13 protein-coding genes and 1 other RNA gene are annotated in these 14,537 nt (G+C 69.5%); 2 read left to right on the top strand and 12 right to left on the bottom strand.

The window, feature by feature from the left end; all coding sequences use genetic code 11:
* Positions 1–145: 145 nt before the first annotated feature.
* From ACIOJD_RS06925 to ACIOJD_RS06910, 4 genes are all read right to left on the bottom strand, one after another.
* A complete protein-coding gene (locus ACIOJD_RS06925) occupies positions 146–1,333 on the bottom strand; it encodes an acyltransferase (RefSeq protein WP_401909178.1) in 1,188 nt (395 codons plus the stop codon).
* Positions 1,330–3,507, bottom strand: coding sequence for a bifunctional polysaccharide deacetylase/glycosyltransferase family 2 protein (locus tag ACIOJD_RS06920; RefSeq protein ID WP_401909176.1), 2,178 nt, complete (start codon positions 3,505–3,507; stop codon positions 1,330–1,332). Before ACIOJD_RS06920 ends, ACIOJD_RS06925 begins: the two co-directional genes overlap by 4 nt.
* Before the next feature lie 171 nt (positions 3,508–3,678).
* Entirely contained in the window at positions 3,679–4,170 is a 492-nt protein-coding gene (locus ACIOJD_RS06915) for a hypothetical protein (RefSeq protein ID WP_401909173.1), read from the bottom strand.
* Positions 4,171–4,644: 474 nt separating this feature from the next.
* On the bottom strand, positions 4,645–5,610 hold the full coding sequence (locus ACIOJD_RS06910; RefSeq protein ID WP_401909170.1) for a LysR family transcriptional regulator: 966 nt from the start codon (positions 5,608–5,610) through the stop codon (positions 4,645–4,647).
* 104 nt (positions 5,611–5,714) lie between these two features.
* Between ACIOJD_RS06910 and ACIOJD_RS06905 the strand changes: the two genes are divergently transcribed.
* Positions 5,715–5,909, top strand: a complete 195-nt coding sequence (locus tag ACIOJD_RS06905) for a hypothetical protein (protein WP_401909168.1) — start codon at positions 5,715–5,717, stop codon at positions 5,907–5,909.
* Between the two features lie 94 nt (positions 5,910–6,003).
* On the opposite strand, the gene ssrA is transcribed toward ACIOJD_RS06905, so the two are convergent.
* From ssrA to ftsE, 5 genes are all read right to left on the bottom strand, one after another.
* Positions 6,004–6,396, bottom strand: a transfer-messenger RNA (tmRNA) gene (gene ssrA / locus ACIOJD_RS06900).
* Positions 6,397–6,549: 153 nt separating this feature from the next.
* The gene (gene smpB, locus ACIOJD_RS06895) at positions 6,550–7,029 is read right to left on the bottom strand and encodes an SsrA-binding protein SmpB (protein WP_401909165.1); all 480 of its coding nucleotides are present in this window, start codon (positions 7,027–7,029) and stop codon (positions 6,550–6,552) included.
* 59 nt (positions 7,030–7,088) lie between these two features.
* Positions 7,089–8,321: a S41 family peptidase gene (locus tag ACIOJD_RS06890; RefSeq protein ID WP_401909164.1), complete on the bottom strand. Its 1,233-nt coding sequence runs from the start codon at positions 8,319–8,321 to the stop codon at positions 7,089–7,091.
* Between the two features lie 67 nt (positions 8,322–8,388).
* Positions 8,389–9,306: a permease-like cell division protein FtsX gene (ftsX, locus tag ACIOJD_RS06885; protein WP_401909161.1), complete on the bottom strand. Its 918-nt coding sequence runs from the start codon at positions 9,304–9,306 to the stop codon at positions 8,389–8,391.
* A 31-nt stretch (positions 9,307–9,337) separates the two neighbouring features.
* The gene (gene ftsE, locus ACIOJD_RS06880) at positions 9,338–10,027 is read right to left on the bottom strand and encodes a cell division ATP-binding protein FtsE (RefSeq protein WP_046503740.1); all 690 of its coding nucleotides are present in this window, start codon (positions 10,025–10,027) and stop codon (positions 9,338–9,340) included.
* 296 nt (positions 10,028–10,323) lie between these two features.
* Here ftsE and ACIOJD_RS06875 point away from each other — a divergent pair, with 296 nt between their 5' ends.
* A complete protein-coding gene (locus ACIOJD_RS06875) occupies positions 10,324–10,518 on the top strand; it encodes a hypothetical protein (RefSeq protein WP_401909158.1) in 195 nt (64 codons plus the stop codon).
* Positions 10,519–10,652: 134 nt separating this feature from the next.
* Here the strand turns inward: ACIOJD_RS06875 and ACIOJD_RS06870 are convergent, their stop codons facing one another.
* The 3 genes from ACIOJD_RS06870 to ACIOJD_RS06860 all read right to left on the bottom strand — a co-directional run bounded on the left by ACIOJD_RS06870 (position 10,653) and on the right by ACIOJD_RS06860 (position 14,416).
* Positions 10,653–11,327, bottom strand: coding sequence for a hypothetical protein (locus ACIOJD_RS06870; protein WP_401909155.1), 675 nt, complete (start codon positions 11,325–11,327; stop codon positions 10,653–10,655).
* 271 nt (positions 11,328–11,598) lie between these two features.
* Positions 11,599–12,705 (bottom strand): peptide chain release factor 2, encoded by a 1,107-nt coding sequence (prfB, locus tag ACIOJD_RS06865; RefSeq protein WP_401909153.1) that lies wholly within the window; start codon positions 12,703–12,705, stop codon positions 11,599–11,601.
* Positions 12,706–13,180: 475 nt separating this feature from the next.
* Entirely contained in the window at positions 13,181–14,416 is a 1,236-nt protein-coding gene (locus ACIOJD_RS06860) for a serine/threonine-protein kinase (RefSeq protein WP_401909150.1), read from the bottom strand.
* Positions 14,417–14,537: the final 121 nt, after the last annotated feature.

Raw genomic sequence — 14,537 nt, 5'->3', positions numbered from 1 at the left:
GGGCGCCGCGCGGCCGGGGCGGGGGGGGGCCGCCGGGGGGGGCGGGGGGGGGGGGGGGGGCGGGCCGGCCGGGCCGGGGGGGGGGGGGGGGGGGGGGGGGGCCCGGGGGGCCCCCCGGCGCCCGGCCCCTGGATCCGTTACGCGCCTACCCGCCGGTCGGCCACAGCCGTGGCCGGCGTCCGGCACCCGCGTCCTCGGCCCAGCCCATCACGAGGATCACCAGAGCGAGCAGAGGCCAGACGAGGACCAGCGTCAAGGCCGGGTAGGCCGCGTCCAGTTCCGTACCGAAGGCGTCCGCCCCCGGCAGGTTCCAGAGCTGGTCGATGATCGGGAAAGTCGCCATGATCAGCAGGTTGTGCCAGAGGTAGATCGTCACCGCTCGGTTGTTGGCGAGGCTGATCAGCGAGTCGAACCGCGCCAGCCTGCCCGGGAGTTCTCGCCAGGACGGGGCGTACCGGAACAGGAGCACACAGAAACCGAGCGACCAGGTCGCCTGCGCGAGCGGGATCTCGTCCAGGTTCCAGCCCTCGTCGGTGGGATGGCCCGAGGCCCACCACAGGCCGAAGGCCATGGTGAGGAACGCCAGGCAGAGCGTGAGATGGCGCGGGACCTTCTGGAGCATGCCGTCGTTGTGGGCGAAGCCCAGCACCCAACAGGCCCCGAAGGCCCCGAAGTCGGTGAGGGCCTCCCCCGTCTCGCCGGGGATCTCCACCAGTCCCGTGCCGAACACGGCCGTCAGGGCGACCGGGAAGGCCAGCGCCGCCCACGGCACCCTGCGGAACGCCCACAACAGCACCGGCGAGGCGAGTACGAACCAGAGGTAGGCGCGGATGTACCAGAGCGGGCCCGCCGCCTGGTCCGCCCAGGACGAGTCCAGCAGACCGCCCGCGCTCCCGCTCTCCGCGGGATAAGGCGGGGCTCCGAACGGGACGAGGTAATTGGCCAGTTCGGCGAACCACCACAGGCCCTCCTCCCTGACCGGCCGCCAGCCCATCACGAACATCAGCGGTACGACGACCAGCGCGAACGCCCACATCGGCGGCAGCAGTCGCCGCAGCCGGCCCCGCAGGACTTCCGGCGCGGGCCGCCGGGAGAGCGACCGGGCCATCAGCGATCCGGCCAGCGCGAACATCACGCCCATGGACGGGAAGAGGAAGGTCAGCCAGGCCCAGCCGAACATGTGGAACACCACGACGCGGACCAGCGCGATGGTGCGCAGCAGGTCGAGACAGCGGTCCCGGCCGGCCGGAGCCCGCCTGACAGGTGTGGTGGGTGCGGCGGACTCAGTCCTCCGCGCGCCCTCACCGGAGTCAACCGAAGGAGATGACGTCACGCGACCGGCCTCCGATCGGCGTCCGCACCCGTACGGGAACCGGCGCCCGAACCCACACCGGCGTGCGCGTCCGCGTCACGCCCCCGCGGCGCCGGGACCGCCCCCGGCGCCTCCACCACGCCCGTACGGCGCAGCTTCTGCCAGCGCAGCCGGCCGCCGGTGAGCGCCGTGATCCAGGACTGGAGCAGCACCACGTACATGAGCTGCCGGTAGAGGATCTGCTGGAGGGGCAGCGAGATCAGATGCCTCATCCGCTCCCGGTCGAGCCGGAAGGCGTACGCCGCGCAGACCGCCTGGACGAGCAGGACGCCGAACCAGGCCACGATCGTCTTCTGTGTCGGGCCGAAGACCAGGCCGTACAGCAGGAACACGTCGATCAGCGGCGCCAGCAGGGGTGCCAGCACCATGAACAGCGAGACCAGCGGCAGACCGACCCGGCCGAAGCGGCCGGACGGGCCGCGTTCGACGAGCGCCCGGCGGTGCTTCCAGATCGCCTGCATCGTGCCGTAACTCCAGCGGTAACGCTGGGACCACAGCTGCCGTACGGACTCCGGCGCCTCCGTCCAGGCACGGGCGCGCTCCGCGTAGACGACGTGCCAGCCGTCGCGGTGCATGGCCATGGTGATGTCGGTGTCCTCGGCGAGGGTGTCCTCGCTCATCCCGCCGACGCGTTCCAGCGCCCGGCGCCGGAAGGCCCCGACCGCGCCGGGGATGGTGGGCATGCAGCGCAGTACGTCGTACATGCGGCGGTCCAGGTTGAACCCCATGACGTACTCGATGTGCTGCCAGGACCCGATGAGCCGGTCGCGGTTGCCGACCTTGGCATTGCCCGCGACGGCGCCGACGCGCGGGTCGCCGAAGGGCTGCACCAACTCGCGCACGGTGGAGCGTTCGAAGACGGTGTCGCCGTCCATCATCACGACGATGTCGTGACGGGCGTGCGCGATGCCGTTGTTGAGGGCGGCGGGCTTGCCCTGATTCTCCTGGCGTACGACACGGACGTTGGGCAGCCGGAGCGCGTCGACGATGTCCGCGGTCCCGTCGGTCGAGCCGTCGTCGATGACGACGATCTCGATGGGATGGTCGCTGTCCATCAGCGAGCGCACCGTGTTGGTGATGCACTCGCGTTCGTTGTACGCGGGCACCAGCACCGTCACCGGTTCGGTGATCTCCTCGCCCCAGCGGAAGTCACGGCGGCGCACCTTGCGCGCGTGCGCGAAGGACAGGACCAGCATCAGGCCGAACCGTACGAGGACGAGCACACCGATCACGGAGAGCCCGACGACCAGGGCATCGGTGAGGTTGTCCGAGAGGGTCACGGCGCCGACCCATGCCGTGCCCTTCCAGAGCTCCGGTCCGGTGACCCGGGTGTGGGCGCTGGGCGCGCCGAGCGCTTCGGTGAGGTTGGTGAACGTGAACCCCTTGGCCCGCATCTGCGGCAGGTACCGGTCCAGCGCGGCGACGGTCTGCGAGCGGTCGCCCCCGGAGTCGTGCATCAGCACGATCGATCCCCTGTCGCCCTTGGGCGTGGCCCGCTCGACGATCGCGGCGGCGCCGGGCCGCTTCCAGTCCTCGCTGTCGATGGTGTCGAGCACCGTGATGTAGCCGAGGCTGCCCAGGTAACGGGCGACCGGCCAGGACTTGTTGTCCATGGCGTCGGCGAAGGAGGAGTACGGCGGCCGGAACAGCGACGTGCGGATGCCCGCGGCGCCCGCGAGTGCCAGCTGGTTCTGCGAGAGCTCCCAGTCGATACGGGAACTGCTCTGGTAGGAGAGGTCGGGGTGGTTGAAGGTGTGCAGGCCGACCTCGTGCCCCTCGTCCACCATCCGTTTCACCAGCGCCGGATAGCGGGAGGCCATGGTGCCCGTGACGAAGAAGACGCCGTGTGCGTCGTACTCCTTCAGCTTGTCGAGGACCTTGGGCGTCCACTCCGGGTCGGGACCGTCGTCGAAGGTGAGGACGAGCCTGCGGTCCGGGATGTCCAGCGACTTGGCGGGGGTCGCGGCGCGGGCGTCGATGACCGGGCCGCCGTCGAGGATCCGGTCGGGCACCTGATCGGTGGCGGCCGGGGGGCGTACGCGGTGGTCGGCGAGGATCTCGCTGTGCACATAGCCGCGCAGCATCAGCATCGCGAGCAGCGCGACGAGGATGAGGGAGGGCAGCAGATAACGCATGGGCAGCCTGCGCCGTTTGACGCGGACGCTCCTGCCCCGGCGCGAGCCCTTCCGACCGCTCCCACTTCTCACGCCGCTCACGCCGCTCACGTCGCTTACGCCGTTTGCGCGTCGGCCTTCGATGTCCTGTGCGTCGTCGCGCCGACGGGCACGTCTGCCGGTGGATGTCATCTACCGCGCGCCTTCCGCGGCCAAGGTCTGGCCGCCGTCCCGCGCCGGTGTGGTCGCCACGGGCCCGGTGGGCTCGGCGGGCGGCGGGCTCGGCTCGGCGGGCGGGTCCGTCGGCTCGCCGCCGGTGCCACCGGTGGTGACCGCGCCGCCGGTTCCTCCGGCGCCGCCTGTCCCCGATCCGCCACTCGCGTCGCCACCGGACGGGGACGATGCTCCGGGCCCGGGAGTACTGCCGCCGGTGCCGGCCGCACTGCCCGTGCCGGCCGAGGAGTTGGGCGGCTTCACCGAACTCGACGCCCCCGTAACGGGCTTGCCCGTGGCGCCGCCGGAGCCGCCGGAGCCGCCGCGCGAGGGCTGCCGTACGGTGACGGCGCCGTTCGCGTCCGCCGGCGAGGGCGTGACATCCGCCGTGCCGGGCGTCGCGGAGGTGGTCGCGCCGGCCGTAGGAGTTGGCTGAACCACCACCTTGTCCGCGCTCTCCTTCTCCGGCACCCCGGGTATCCGAAGCCACGGAGCGCTGGAGTTTCCGCCGACCAGGGCGGCTATCACCGCCACCGCGTAGCAGGCACAGACGAGGGACACGACCCAGCCGGCCCGGCGGAGTTTTTTACTCCGACGACCGCTTGAATCAACAAAAACTGGACCATCAGGCGCATTTGAAGCAATTTTCTGCGCAGAATCCGCCTCCGAAACGGGCGAATCTCCCGCCGGAAGCTCGGAGAGCTGTCGACCCAGCCCATCGAGCTCGAAGGTGACATCGTTCGGCTCATGTATATGCCCGGTACGGGCATCTTCTCGCCATTTTTCCATTGCAGTACGCACATCCCCCACCACTGAACGTCATGAGTGCGCGCATGGCTGGCTGCTTTTCTCCCTCGGCCGGGTCCCCACCCGGGCCGAGCGCCCCCCTACCACACCGCACTCGGAAGGAGAATGTAGCGCACGCTGGTGCGTCCGAATGAACCTTCACGAGTTATCGCCCCTCGCCGTGACGGCAGTGGTAGGGAACCAACTGCCAAGAGGGCGTTCCAGCCAACCTTCACTTTTCGCCAGGGTGGCCGCAGCGGCACGCAGAGCATTCACTCCAGGATGGTTCAGCCCCTTGCGCCACACCAGCCACACGGGTGACAGAGGTACGGGGTCCACCAGCGGGCGCAGCACCGCACCGGGCAGCACCGGAAAGTCCACCACGGCCAGCACGGGTGTCCGGGTCCTGGCCATGACCCGCCCGAACTCCTGCGCACCCACCGCCATCGGCGCCGGCGGGGCGATCGCGATGGAGCGGCCCGCGAAGAGCTGTCGCGCCAGCTCCGTCCACTCCGGCGTCGCCGGATTGCCGTCCCCCGCGTAGACGGTCTCCCCGGCGAGCGCGTCGAGCGGCACTTCGGCGCGGGCGGCCAGCGGATGGTCGTGCGGAAGCAGCACGGCCATCGGCTCGTACCGTACGAACTGACACGCCAGCCCGGAACGCAGCGCGGGCACGAGGCCGTCGGCGTAGCCGAAGGAAGCGTCGATCCGCCCGTCGAGGATGCCCGCGGCGGCCCCGGTGAGACCGCTCTCGAAGCGGGCCATCAGCTCGTGGCGCGGGGCGAGTTCACGGGCGAGGGCCAGCACGCGGCCCGACGTCATCCCCTCACTGTTGACATCGACGAGCAGCGGCCGCGCCTCGCCCGCGAAGGCCCCCAGCAGTTCGTCCTGAGCCGCCAGCACCCGCCGGGCGTACGGCAGGAGCCGTTCACCGTCGGGCGTCAGCGTCACCTGCCGGGTGGTCCGTACGAACAGGTCGGCGCCCAACTCCCGCTCCAGCCGCCGGATATCACGGCTGAGGGCCTGCTGGGCGACATAGAGCCGGGCGGCGGCCCGGGTGAAGTGCAGGTCTTCGGCGGCGGCCAGGAAGGAACGGAGCAGCCGGGGATCGACGTCTCGGGGCATTGCCGCATTCAACCGGGGGCGGCCCGTTTTTCACAACACCATTGCGTGAATGGCCTCTGATCAGGTGTTGGACCGGACGGGGAGGGTGCCATGAAGGTAAGACCATGCCGCATTCACCCGACGCCCCCTCGCCCCTGATGACCGTCACGGGCAACACCCTGGTCCTGGCCCAGTGGTACGCCCCGGACAAGGACTCCGGCACGCACTCCGGTACGGACTCCGGCGGCCTCACTCTGGCCTCGCGCCTGATCGCCCGGCTGAGCCGTCTTCGTCGTCCGCGCCGCGAGCGCACCCCTTAGAACACGACGACAGAACTCGACGACACGTGAGAACACCGACGACACGACGAAGGCCCCGCTGCCGGAGCAGCGGGGCCTTCGCCTCACATGGGAATTGTGGAGATGGCGGGAATCGAACCCGCGTCCAACGGTGCGGAACCAGGGCTTCTCCGAGTGCAGTCCGCTGCGATTTTCTCGGCCCCGGAGATCACACGGACAAGTCTCCGACGGGCTCAGTCACTGTTTGATTTCCTTCTGTGCCCCGTGACCGGGCTCAGAAGTTTAGTTCCCTAGTTGATGCCAGGAGCCGGGTCGGGAACAGCCCCGGGCTGACACTCCATATGGAGCTTTCGTCTAGCTGCTAATTAGGCAGCGAGAGCGAAGGCTTCGGAGGAATCGCGCTTAGAAGTGGCGATTATTGTTTGCGACATATGGTTAACGAGATCATTGCCGCTTCCTCGACTCGCTTCCCCTGCTTCGACATCCGCTGTCGAAACCGATCATCCCCATGTTGATTTTTCAAATGCCCTTTCCGGGCGTGCACCCGCTGTGGGGTACGGGACCCATCGTACGTGACCAACGCACGACGGTGCCAGCCTATTCCGCCGGGGCGGGCCTCGGCGGACCTCTTCGGGCGTCCGCCGGCCGGGCGCGGGCGCCGTCAGGCCCGTTCGCGCCGCTTCGCCGCCGAGATCGCCCGGTCCGTCTCGCGCCGGTCCTGCTTCTCCCGCAGTGTCTGGCGCTTGTCGTACTCCCTCTTGCCCTTCGCCAGCGCGATCTCGATCTTCGCCCGGCCGTCCTTGAAGTACAGCGCCAGGGGCACGATCGTGTGACCCGTCTCCTGCGACTTCGACTCCAGCTTGTCGATCTCCATGCGGTGCATCAGCAGCTTGCGCTTGCGCCGGGCGGTGTGGTTGGTCCATGTGCCCTGGCTGTACTCGGGCACATGGACGTTGTGCAGCCACGCCTCGTGCCCGTCGATCTGGACGAAGCCGTCCACCAGTGAGGCCCGCCCCTGGCGCAGGGACTTCACCTCGGTACCCGTCAGCACGAGACCACACTCGTAGGTGTCGATAATGAGGTAGTCGTGCCGCGCCTTCTTGTTCTGCGCGATCAGTTTGCGCCCTTTTTCCTTAGCCATAGTCCCGCCATTTTCGCACCCCGGCGCAACTCCTTTACGCCTGTCCTTACGGTGCTGTCCTACTGCGTGCCGCCCAGCCCGCTCAGTACCGTCCTGGCCCGCTCCTGGGCGCGCTCGCTCACCTGTAGATCCGGTGTGACGCCCCGGCCGTCCACACCGTGCCCGGAGGGCGTGCGGTAGTGGCCGACGGTCAGCTCGGCGACGGAACCGTCGGCCAGGGTGCTCGGCATCTGCACCGAGCCCTTGCCGAAGGTGCGTGTGCCGACGGTGACGGCGCGGCCACGGTCCTTGAGGGCTCCGGTGACCAGCTCGGCGGCGCTCATCGTGCCGCCGTCGACCAGCACCACCACGGGCCGGCCGGTGTCACCGCCCGAGTCCGCGTAGAGAGCCCGCTGCTCGCCCCTCATGTCGTACGTGGCGACCAGGCCGCCGTCCAGGAAGGCCGAGGTGGCCTTGACGGCCTCGGTGACCAGCCCGCCCGCGTTGCCCCGCAGGTCGAGCAGGACACCGGCGCCCTTCGGGGCCTCCCGGACCGCGTCCCGCACCCGCTCGCCCGAGCCCTTGGTGAACGACTCGACCTTGATCCGCAGCGCCCCGCCCTCGATCGGGTCGACCGACACGGACTCGGTGGCGAGCCGGGCCCGGCGCAGACTCTCCGTCCAGCGCTGCCCGTCGCGCTCCAGGCCCACGGCGACGGACGTACCGACGGCGGAGGCACCGGCCGGGGCGCCGCCGCCCCCGCTCCTGGCGCTTCCCTTGTCGCTCTTCACGGTGACGTTCTCATTGTCGCCGCGCAGCAGCGCCATGACCTCCGTGACGGGCCGCCGCGAGACGCCCACGCCGTCGATGTCCCGGACGATGTCACCGGGCCCGATACCCGCCTTCGCCGCGGGACTGCCGGGCGCGACCCGGGTCACCTCGATCAGTCCGGCGACGGTCCGCCGGGCCCAGAGCCCGACTCCGGTGTACTCGCCGTCGAGGGCCTGCTCGAACTCCTCGTACTCCTTCTTGTCGTACACCGCGCCCCAGCGGTCACCACTGCGGCTGACGACTTCCTCGGCCGCTTCCGTGGCGGACTTGCCGTCGGCCACGGCCTCGGCCGCCGCTCTCGCGACTTCGTCGCGGTCGGCCGTCGAGGACACCGACCGGGTCGGTCCGTCGGACGGCGTCCGCCCGTCGCGCGGCAGGGAGTTGGTGGCGACGCCCGTGGCGAGCACGCTCGCGAAGAGCAAAGTCAGGGCCGCCCCGCGGCCGGGACCGCGGGACATTCGGTGCGACTCGGAGCCCGACATGGCGTTGAGTCTAGGACAACCCCGGGCGACCCAACGGTACTTGTCGGCACCACGCCAAGGGCACTTGTCACACCCTGAGGTACTTGCGCAACGCGAGGAAAGCGGCCACGGCGGGCATCAGCAGACCGATCGCGATCACCAGCGGAAGCTTGGCGAGCACCGCGTCCCAGCCGATGAAGTTGACCAACTCCATCTTGTCGGCGAGGGCGAGACCGTTGTCGATCAGGAAGTACCGGCCCAGCAGCAGCATGCCGCAGGCGACCACACCGCCGATCAGTCCGGCGAACGCGGCCTCCATGATGAACGGCATCTGGATATAGAAACTGGACGCGCCGACGAGCCGCATGATCCCGGTCTCGCGTCGGCGGCTGAACGCCGATACACGAACGGTGTTCACGATCAGCATCAGCGCAATGACCAGCATCAGCGCCATCACACAGAGCGCGGCGATATTCATGCCGTTCATCAGATCGAAGAGGTTCTGCAGGATATTTCGCTGGTCCTGGACGGATTCGACACCGTCCCGGCCGGCGAAGGCGGTCGCCACCACCTTGTACTTCTCGGGGTCCTTGAGCTTGACGCGGAAGGACTCCGGCATCTGGTCCGGCGTGATCGTGCTGGCGATCGGGGAATCGCCGTACCGCTCCTTGTAGTGCTTGAACGCCTCGTCCGACGTCTCGTGGTGGACGGTCTCGACGATGTCCATCTTGTCCAGATCGGTTTCGATCTGCTTCTTCTGCTCGCCCGTGACCGCGCCCTTGGTGCACTTGGGCGAGGTGGTCGCGTCGTTCTTGTTGCAGAGGAAGATGGAGACGTTGACCTTGTCGTACCAGTAGTCCTTCATCACGCTGACCTGCTCGCGCATGAGCAGCGCGCCGCCGAACAGGGCGAGCGAGAGGGCCACGGACACGATGACCGCGAAGGTCATCGTGAGATTTCGGCGGAGACCGACGCCGATCTCCGACAGGACGAACTGGGCGCGCATGGCGTCCTTTCAGCTTTCGGTACTTCGATGCTCAGTGCTGGTAGCCGTAGACGCCGCGCGCCTGGTCGCGCACCAGACGGCCCTTTTCGAGCTCGATCACGCGCTTGCGCATCTGGTCGACGATGTTCTGGTCGTGGGTCGCCATCACCACGGTGGTGCCGGTGCGGTTGATGCGGTCCAGCAGCTTCATGATGCCGACGGAGGTCTGCGGGTCGAGGTTGCCGGTGGGCTCGTCCGCGATCAGCAGCAGCGGGCGGTTGACGAAGGCCCGCGCGATCGCGACGCGCTGCTGCTCACCACCGGACAGCTCGCCCGGCATCCGGTCCTCCTTGCCGCCGAGGCCGACAAGATCGAGGACCTGGGGGACGGACTTGCGGATCTCACCGCGGGACTTTCCGATGACCTCCTGCGCGAACGCCACGTTCTCCGCCACGGTCTTGTTCGGCAGCAGCCGGAAGTCCTGGAAGACCGTGCCGAGCTGGCGGCGCATCTGCGGCACCTTCCAGTTGGACAGGCGCGCGAGGTCCTTGCCGAGGACATGCACCATGCCGTGGCTGGTGCGCTCCTCACGGAGGAGCAGCCTCAGGAAAGTCGACTTACCGGAACCGGAGGAGCCGACCAGGAAGACGAACTCCCCCTTCTCGATCTCAAGGGAGACATCCCGCAGGGCGGGGCGGTTCTGCTTCGGATAAGTCTTGGAGACGTTGTCGAATCGGATCACTGATGCACACCACGGTCGGCCGGGAGTAGGTGAGCGAGACCTTACGCGAACCCGACGGACCCGCGCAGTCCGCATCCGCCTCCGAGGCCGGTTCCGGAACGGACCGGCGCCCCGTCTTGGGCGATTTATCACAGATCGGCCGGGGCCGCCACCCATGACGGTCTTGGCGGAATCCGGTCGGCCGCGCCGATTGCGTGGGGAACTGGCAAAGTAGAAGGGGGAACGGTCGTGTTCCCCGGAGCGTTGAGCGGAGTAACACTGACAGCGGCTCCGCCGCGCGGTGAGGAGGAATGCGCATGACCTACGACCGATTGGTGTGCGCCAACTGCGCGGGACCTGTCAGTGAGGGCAGGTGCGCCGTATGCCGTGCCAACAGGGAGCGTCTCCAGCACCAGGGCCCCTTGGGGGGCCTGAGCCCGGTGGCTCTGCTGACCCTGCTGGTGCTGCTCGTGGCGGCCGTGGCGCTGGTGGCAGCGCACCAGCCCGCCTGACCGCCGGCCCCCACCCGGACACACCGAAGGGCCCGGACGCTTTCCGCGTCCGGGCCCTTCCACGTACCCGAAGTACGTGACGTGTGTTCCCGCGCGCCACCCGTACTCAGGCGCCGCGCGGGTCCCGCCGCTGACTACGCGACGGTACGGCCACCGGCCAGACGCGGCAGCATCCGGAAGCCGATGCCACCGGCGATCATGGTCGCGGCACCGATGAGCAGGTACGCCGTCTCGGGGGCGCCGGTCTCCGCCAGCTCCTCCTTGGCGGCACCCTGCTCCACCGGCTGCGAGCCGGCCGAGTCGGTGTCGGTGTTGTCGGCGCACTCGGCGCCGTCCAGGTCGACGGTGCAGGTGCTCGCGCCGTCGTCACCGTTGCCGCCACCGGTGCCGCCGCCGTTGCCGGGGTCGGTCGTGGCGGGGACGGACGGGTCCTCCGAGGGCTCAGTCGGCTCCCCGGTGGGCTCCTCGGTCGTCGGAGGCGTGGGCTCCTCCGTCGTCGGAGGGGTGGGCTCCTCGGTCGGAGGGGTCGGCTCCTCGGTGGGAGGAGTGGGCTCCTCCGTCGGGGGCGTCGGCTCCTCGGTGGGAGGAGTCGGCTCCTCGGTCGGCGGGGTCGGCACCTCGGTCGGCGGAGTCGGCGTCTCGTCGCCGAGACCGAGACCGATGTCGGCGTTGACGCCATCCTCGGAGATACCGAGACCGACGTCGATACCGGTGGCCTGAGCGGCGCCCGCAGCGGTCAGCGAGGCACCCGCGGCGATCACCGCGCAGGCGGCGATACGCGCTACGCGGATGCGCGTCTTCTTGGTCATCTGCTTGCTACCCCCAGTAGCTCATACGTCATTTGGTGCAGCGCCCGGGGCAGCTGCCGCTGGGGGCCCCTGTCACTCCGCCCCCGGTCTCACGCGCCCCATGAATTACGCATGCCGCGTCAGCTTTCCGAGTTTTCATATACGCGTCAAGGTCATTGCGCGTGCAATGACCGGTATCACGCCGGTTGTCCGGCATGCGGGGATGCAACTGTGACATAAAAGGGAACTGCCGTCCCTCGGACGGCAGTTCCCTTGTCGACAAAGCGTGAATTTACTTGTCCTGCTGCTTGCGCCAGCGAATTCCGGCTTCCAGGAATCCGTCGATCTCGCCGTCCAACACGCCCTGGGGATTGCCCACTTCGAAGTCCGTGCGCAGATCCTTCACCATCTGGTACGGGTGCAGAACGTACGAACGCATCTGGTTGCCCCAGGAGTTGCCGCCGTCTCCCTTGAGCGCGTCCATCTTGGCCTGTTCCTCCTGGCGGCGGCGTTCGAGCAGCTTCGCCTGGAGGACGTTCATCGCGCTCGCCTTGTTCTGGATCTGGGAGCGCTCGTTCTGGCAGGAGACCACGATGCCGGTCGGCACGTGCGTGATCCGCACCGCGGAGTCGGTGGTGTTGACGCCCTGCCCACCGGGGCCCGAGGCGCGGTAGACATCCACGCGCAGCTCGGACTCGTCGATCTCGACATGGTCACTGGACTCGACGACCGGAAGCACCTCGACACCCGCGAAGGAGGTCTGCCGACGGCCCTGGTTGTCGAACGGCGAGATACGGACCAGACGGTGCGTGCCCTGCTCCACGGAGAGCGTTCCGTACGCGTACGGCGACTTGACCACAAAGGTGGTCGACTTGATGCCGGCCTCTTCCGCGTACGACGTCTCGTAGACCTCGGTGCCGTAGTTGTGCCGCTCGGCCCAGCGCAGATACATCCGCTGAAGCTGCTCGGCGAAGTCGGCGGCGTCGACGCCGCCCGCCTCGGCGCGGATGTTCACCAGCGCCTCACGCGCGTCGTACTCGCCGGACAGGAGCGTACGGACCTCCATCTCGTCCAGCGCCTTGCGCACCGACTCCAGCTCCGACTCGGCCTCGGCACGGGTATCGGCATCGTCCTCGGCCTCGGCCAGCTCGAAGAGCACCTCAAGATCGTCGATGCGCCCGCGCAGCGCCTCCGTCTTACGGACCTCGGCCTGGAGGTGCGAAAGCTTGCTCGTAATCTTCTGCGCCGCGTCCGGATCGTCCCAGAGGGACGGGGCCGCGGCCTGCTCCTCGAGCACAGCGATGTCTGCCCTCAGCTTGTCGAGGTCCAGGACGGCCTCGATCGACCCCATGGTCGAGGAGAGGGACTTCAGCTCTTCGGATACATCGACGACTGCCACGGGTCCAGCGTAACGGCTGAGCGCGCGAACCCTCCCCCGGCTGCTTTTTTGAGGGCTCGGTTCGGCTTCGGGGCGCTTCAGCCCCTGCCGACGGTCGACCGTGCCCGCCCCCCGTACCTCGGGGCCTGCGCGCGCTCTCCCTTACGACAGCGGCGCGCCCCTTCGGCTCACTCGCCGCCGGACGACCGAACCGGAACATCCCCAGAGGCGCAGGCAGAACCAGAAAGCGGCCCGCAGACGAGGACGGACGGGAGGGGGCCGGGGCCGCAGGAGGTGACGTGTCCGGACGTAGAGCGTGATGTGTGCCGCACACCGGCCCGCACCCGACCACGAGACCCGCACGCGGCGTAAATCATGCAGTCCGGACATGCGCCTCCGGAGCCCCGGCCCCCGCACCACCCACGGCGAAACCGCACCCGCACCGCTCCCCAACCCGCCTCGCCCGCCGCACGGCGACACCGCCCCCGCCGAGGACCTACGGCACCGGCGAAGTGGTCTGCCGAGAATCCCGCGGCGCCCCACCCGCCCCGTCCCCACTCGCGGCCAGCCATCCGCCCACCCCCACCACCGCGAGCAGCAGCACCGCCACCACCCCCAGAGTGATACGCCGCTTCCGCACCGCCTCCGCCTTGTGACGGGCCGAGCCGGGTCTGCGCCGGCTCGACGAGCGGGGCGCACGGGCCGTGCCGCGCGCGCCGCCGGCCAGTTCGTCGGGGCCGGGGACCCGCATGCTCGTATGCGTGTCCCGGTTGGAGTCGGGGGCCGCGCCGGGGACCAGCGGGACCGCGCCGCGACGGCGCGGCTCCTGCGGCTCGGCCCGCCGGGGCTCCTCGTAGGGCTGCTCGGTGGGCTCCGCGTCGGGCTCGTCCACGTCCAGCGGCGGGATGCCCGCCAGGCCCGGCAGCTGCTCGCGCAGCCGGGCCGCCAGCTCGGAGGCGCGCAGCCGGGAGGCGGGGGCCTTCGCCAGGCACTGGAGGAGGAGCTGCCACAGTTCCTCGGGGATGCCGGGCAGCGGGACGACGGACTCGGTGACATGCCGGCGCAGTACGGCCCCGGGGTGGCCGCCGCCGAACGGCGTGAAGCCGGCGAGCAGCTCGTACAGGACGGTGGCCAGCGCGTAGATGTCGACGGCCGCGCGCGGCGGCAGGCCCTCCACGATCTCGGGCGCCAGATAGTCCGGAGTACCGATGATCTTGGTGGCCTTGGTGCGGCGCGGGGTGTCGATCAGCTTGGCGACACCGAAGTCGGTCAGCAGCGCGGGGTGCGAGCCGCCGGGGCCGAGCGGGCCTTCCATGTCGAGCAGGATGTTCTCGGGCTTGACGTCGCGGTGGACGACCCCGGCGGCGTGCGCGGCCGCGAGTCCGTCGGCGACATCGGCGATGATCGCGACGGCGGCCTCGGGGGCGAGCCGGCGCTCGCGGTCGAGGCGGGTGCGCAGATCAGTGCCGCGGACCAGCTCCATGACGAGCGCCAGGTCGTTGCCGTCCACGACGAGATCGTGGACGCCGACCACCCGGGGGTGGTCGAGACCGAGCAGGGCGGTGCGCTCCTGGACGAAGCGTCCGACGAGTTCCTGGTCGGACGCGAGGTCCTCGCGCAACAGCTTGATGGCGACGGGCCCTTCGGGTCCCTCGCCGAGCCACACCGTCCCGGCGCTCCCCCGCCCCAGAATCTGATGGGCGGTGTACCGGCTGCCGATATTCCGTGCCAAGACTGCTCCCTCAGCGGCTGGCGTTGCCCACCAAAGTACGCGGATGTCGGGGCGTCTCGCGCCCAGGTCGGCCCCGACCCCCACACCTGTGGGGGAAATGTGATGATCCGGGGGCCCCGCC

Source organism: Streptomyces sp. NPDC088116 (assembly GCF_044741745.1).
Taxonomy (GTDB): domain Bacteria; phylum Actinomycetota; class Actinomycetes; order Streptomycetales; family Streptomycetaceae; genus Streptomyces.
The sequence above is the reverse complement of the archived record's forward strand: the minus strand, read 5'-3'. Positions and strand labels throughout refer to the sequence as shown.

What these genes read in the sequence shown, in the direction of transcription:
- smpB (WP_401909165.1), bottom strand. Translation starts at nt 7,029, where the DNA reads ATGGCTAAGGAAAAAGGGCGCAAACTGATCGCGCAGAACAAGAAGGCG.
- ACIOJD_RS06920 (WP_401909176.1), bottom strand. Translation starts at nt 3,507, where the DNA reads ATGCGTTATCTGCTGCCCTCCCTCATCCTCGTCGCGCTGCTCGCGATG.
- ACIOJD_RS06875 (WP_401909158.1), top strand. Translation starts at nt 10,324, where the DNA reads ATGACCTACGACCGATTGGTGTGCGCCAACTGCGCGGGACCTGTCAGT.
- ftsX (WP_401909161.1), bottom strand. Translation starts at nt 9,306, where the DNA reads ATGCGCGCCCAGTTCGTCCTGTCGGAGATCGGCGTCGGTCTCCGCCGA.
- ACIOJD_RS06890 (WP_401909164.1), bottom strand. Translation starts at nt 8,321, where the DNA reads ATGTCGGGCTCCGAGTCGCACCGAATGTCCCGCGGTCCCGGCCGCGGG.
- ACIOJD_RS06905 (WP_401909168.1), top strand. Translation starts at nt 5,715, where the DNA reads ATGCCGCATTCACCCGACGCCCCCTCGCCCCTGATGACCGTCACGGGC.
- ACIOJD_RS06870 (WP_401909155.1), bottom strand. Translation starts at nt 11,327, where the DNA reads ATGACCAAGAAGACGCGCATCCGCGTAGCGCGTATCGCCGCCTGCGCG.
- ACIOJD_RS06910 (WP_401909170.1), bottom strand. Translation starts at nt 5,610, where the DNA reads ATGCCCCGAGACGTCGATCCCCGGCTGCTCCGTTCCTTCCTGGCCGCC.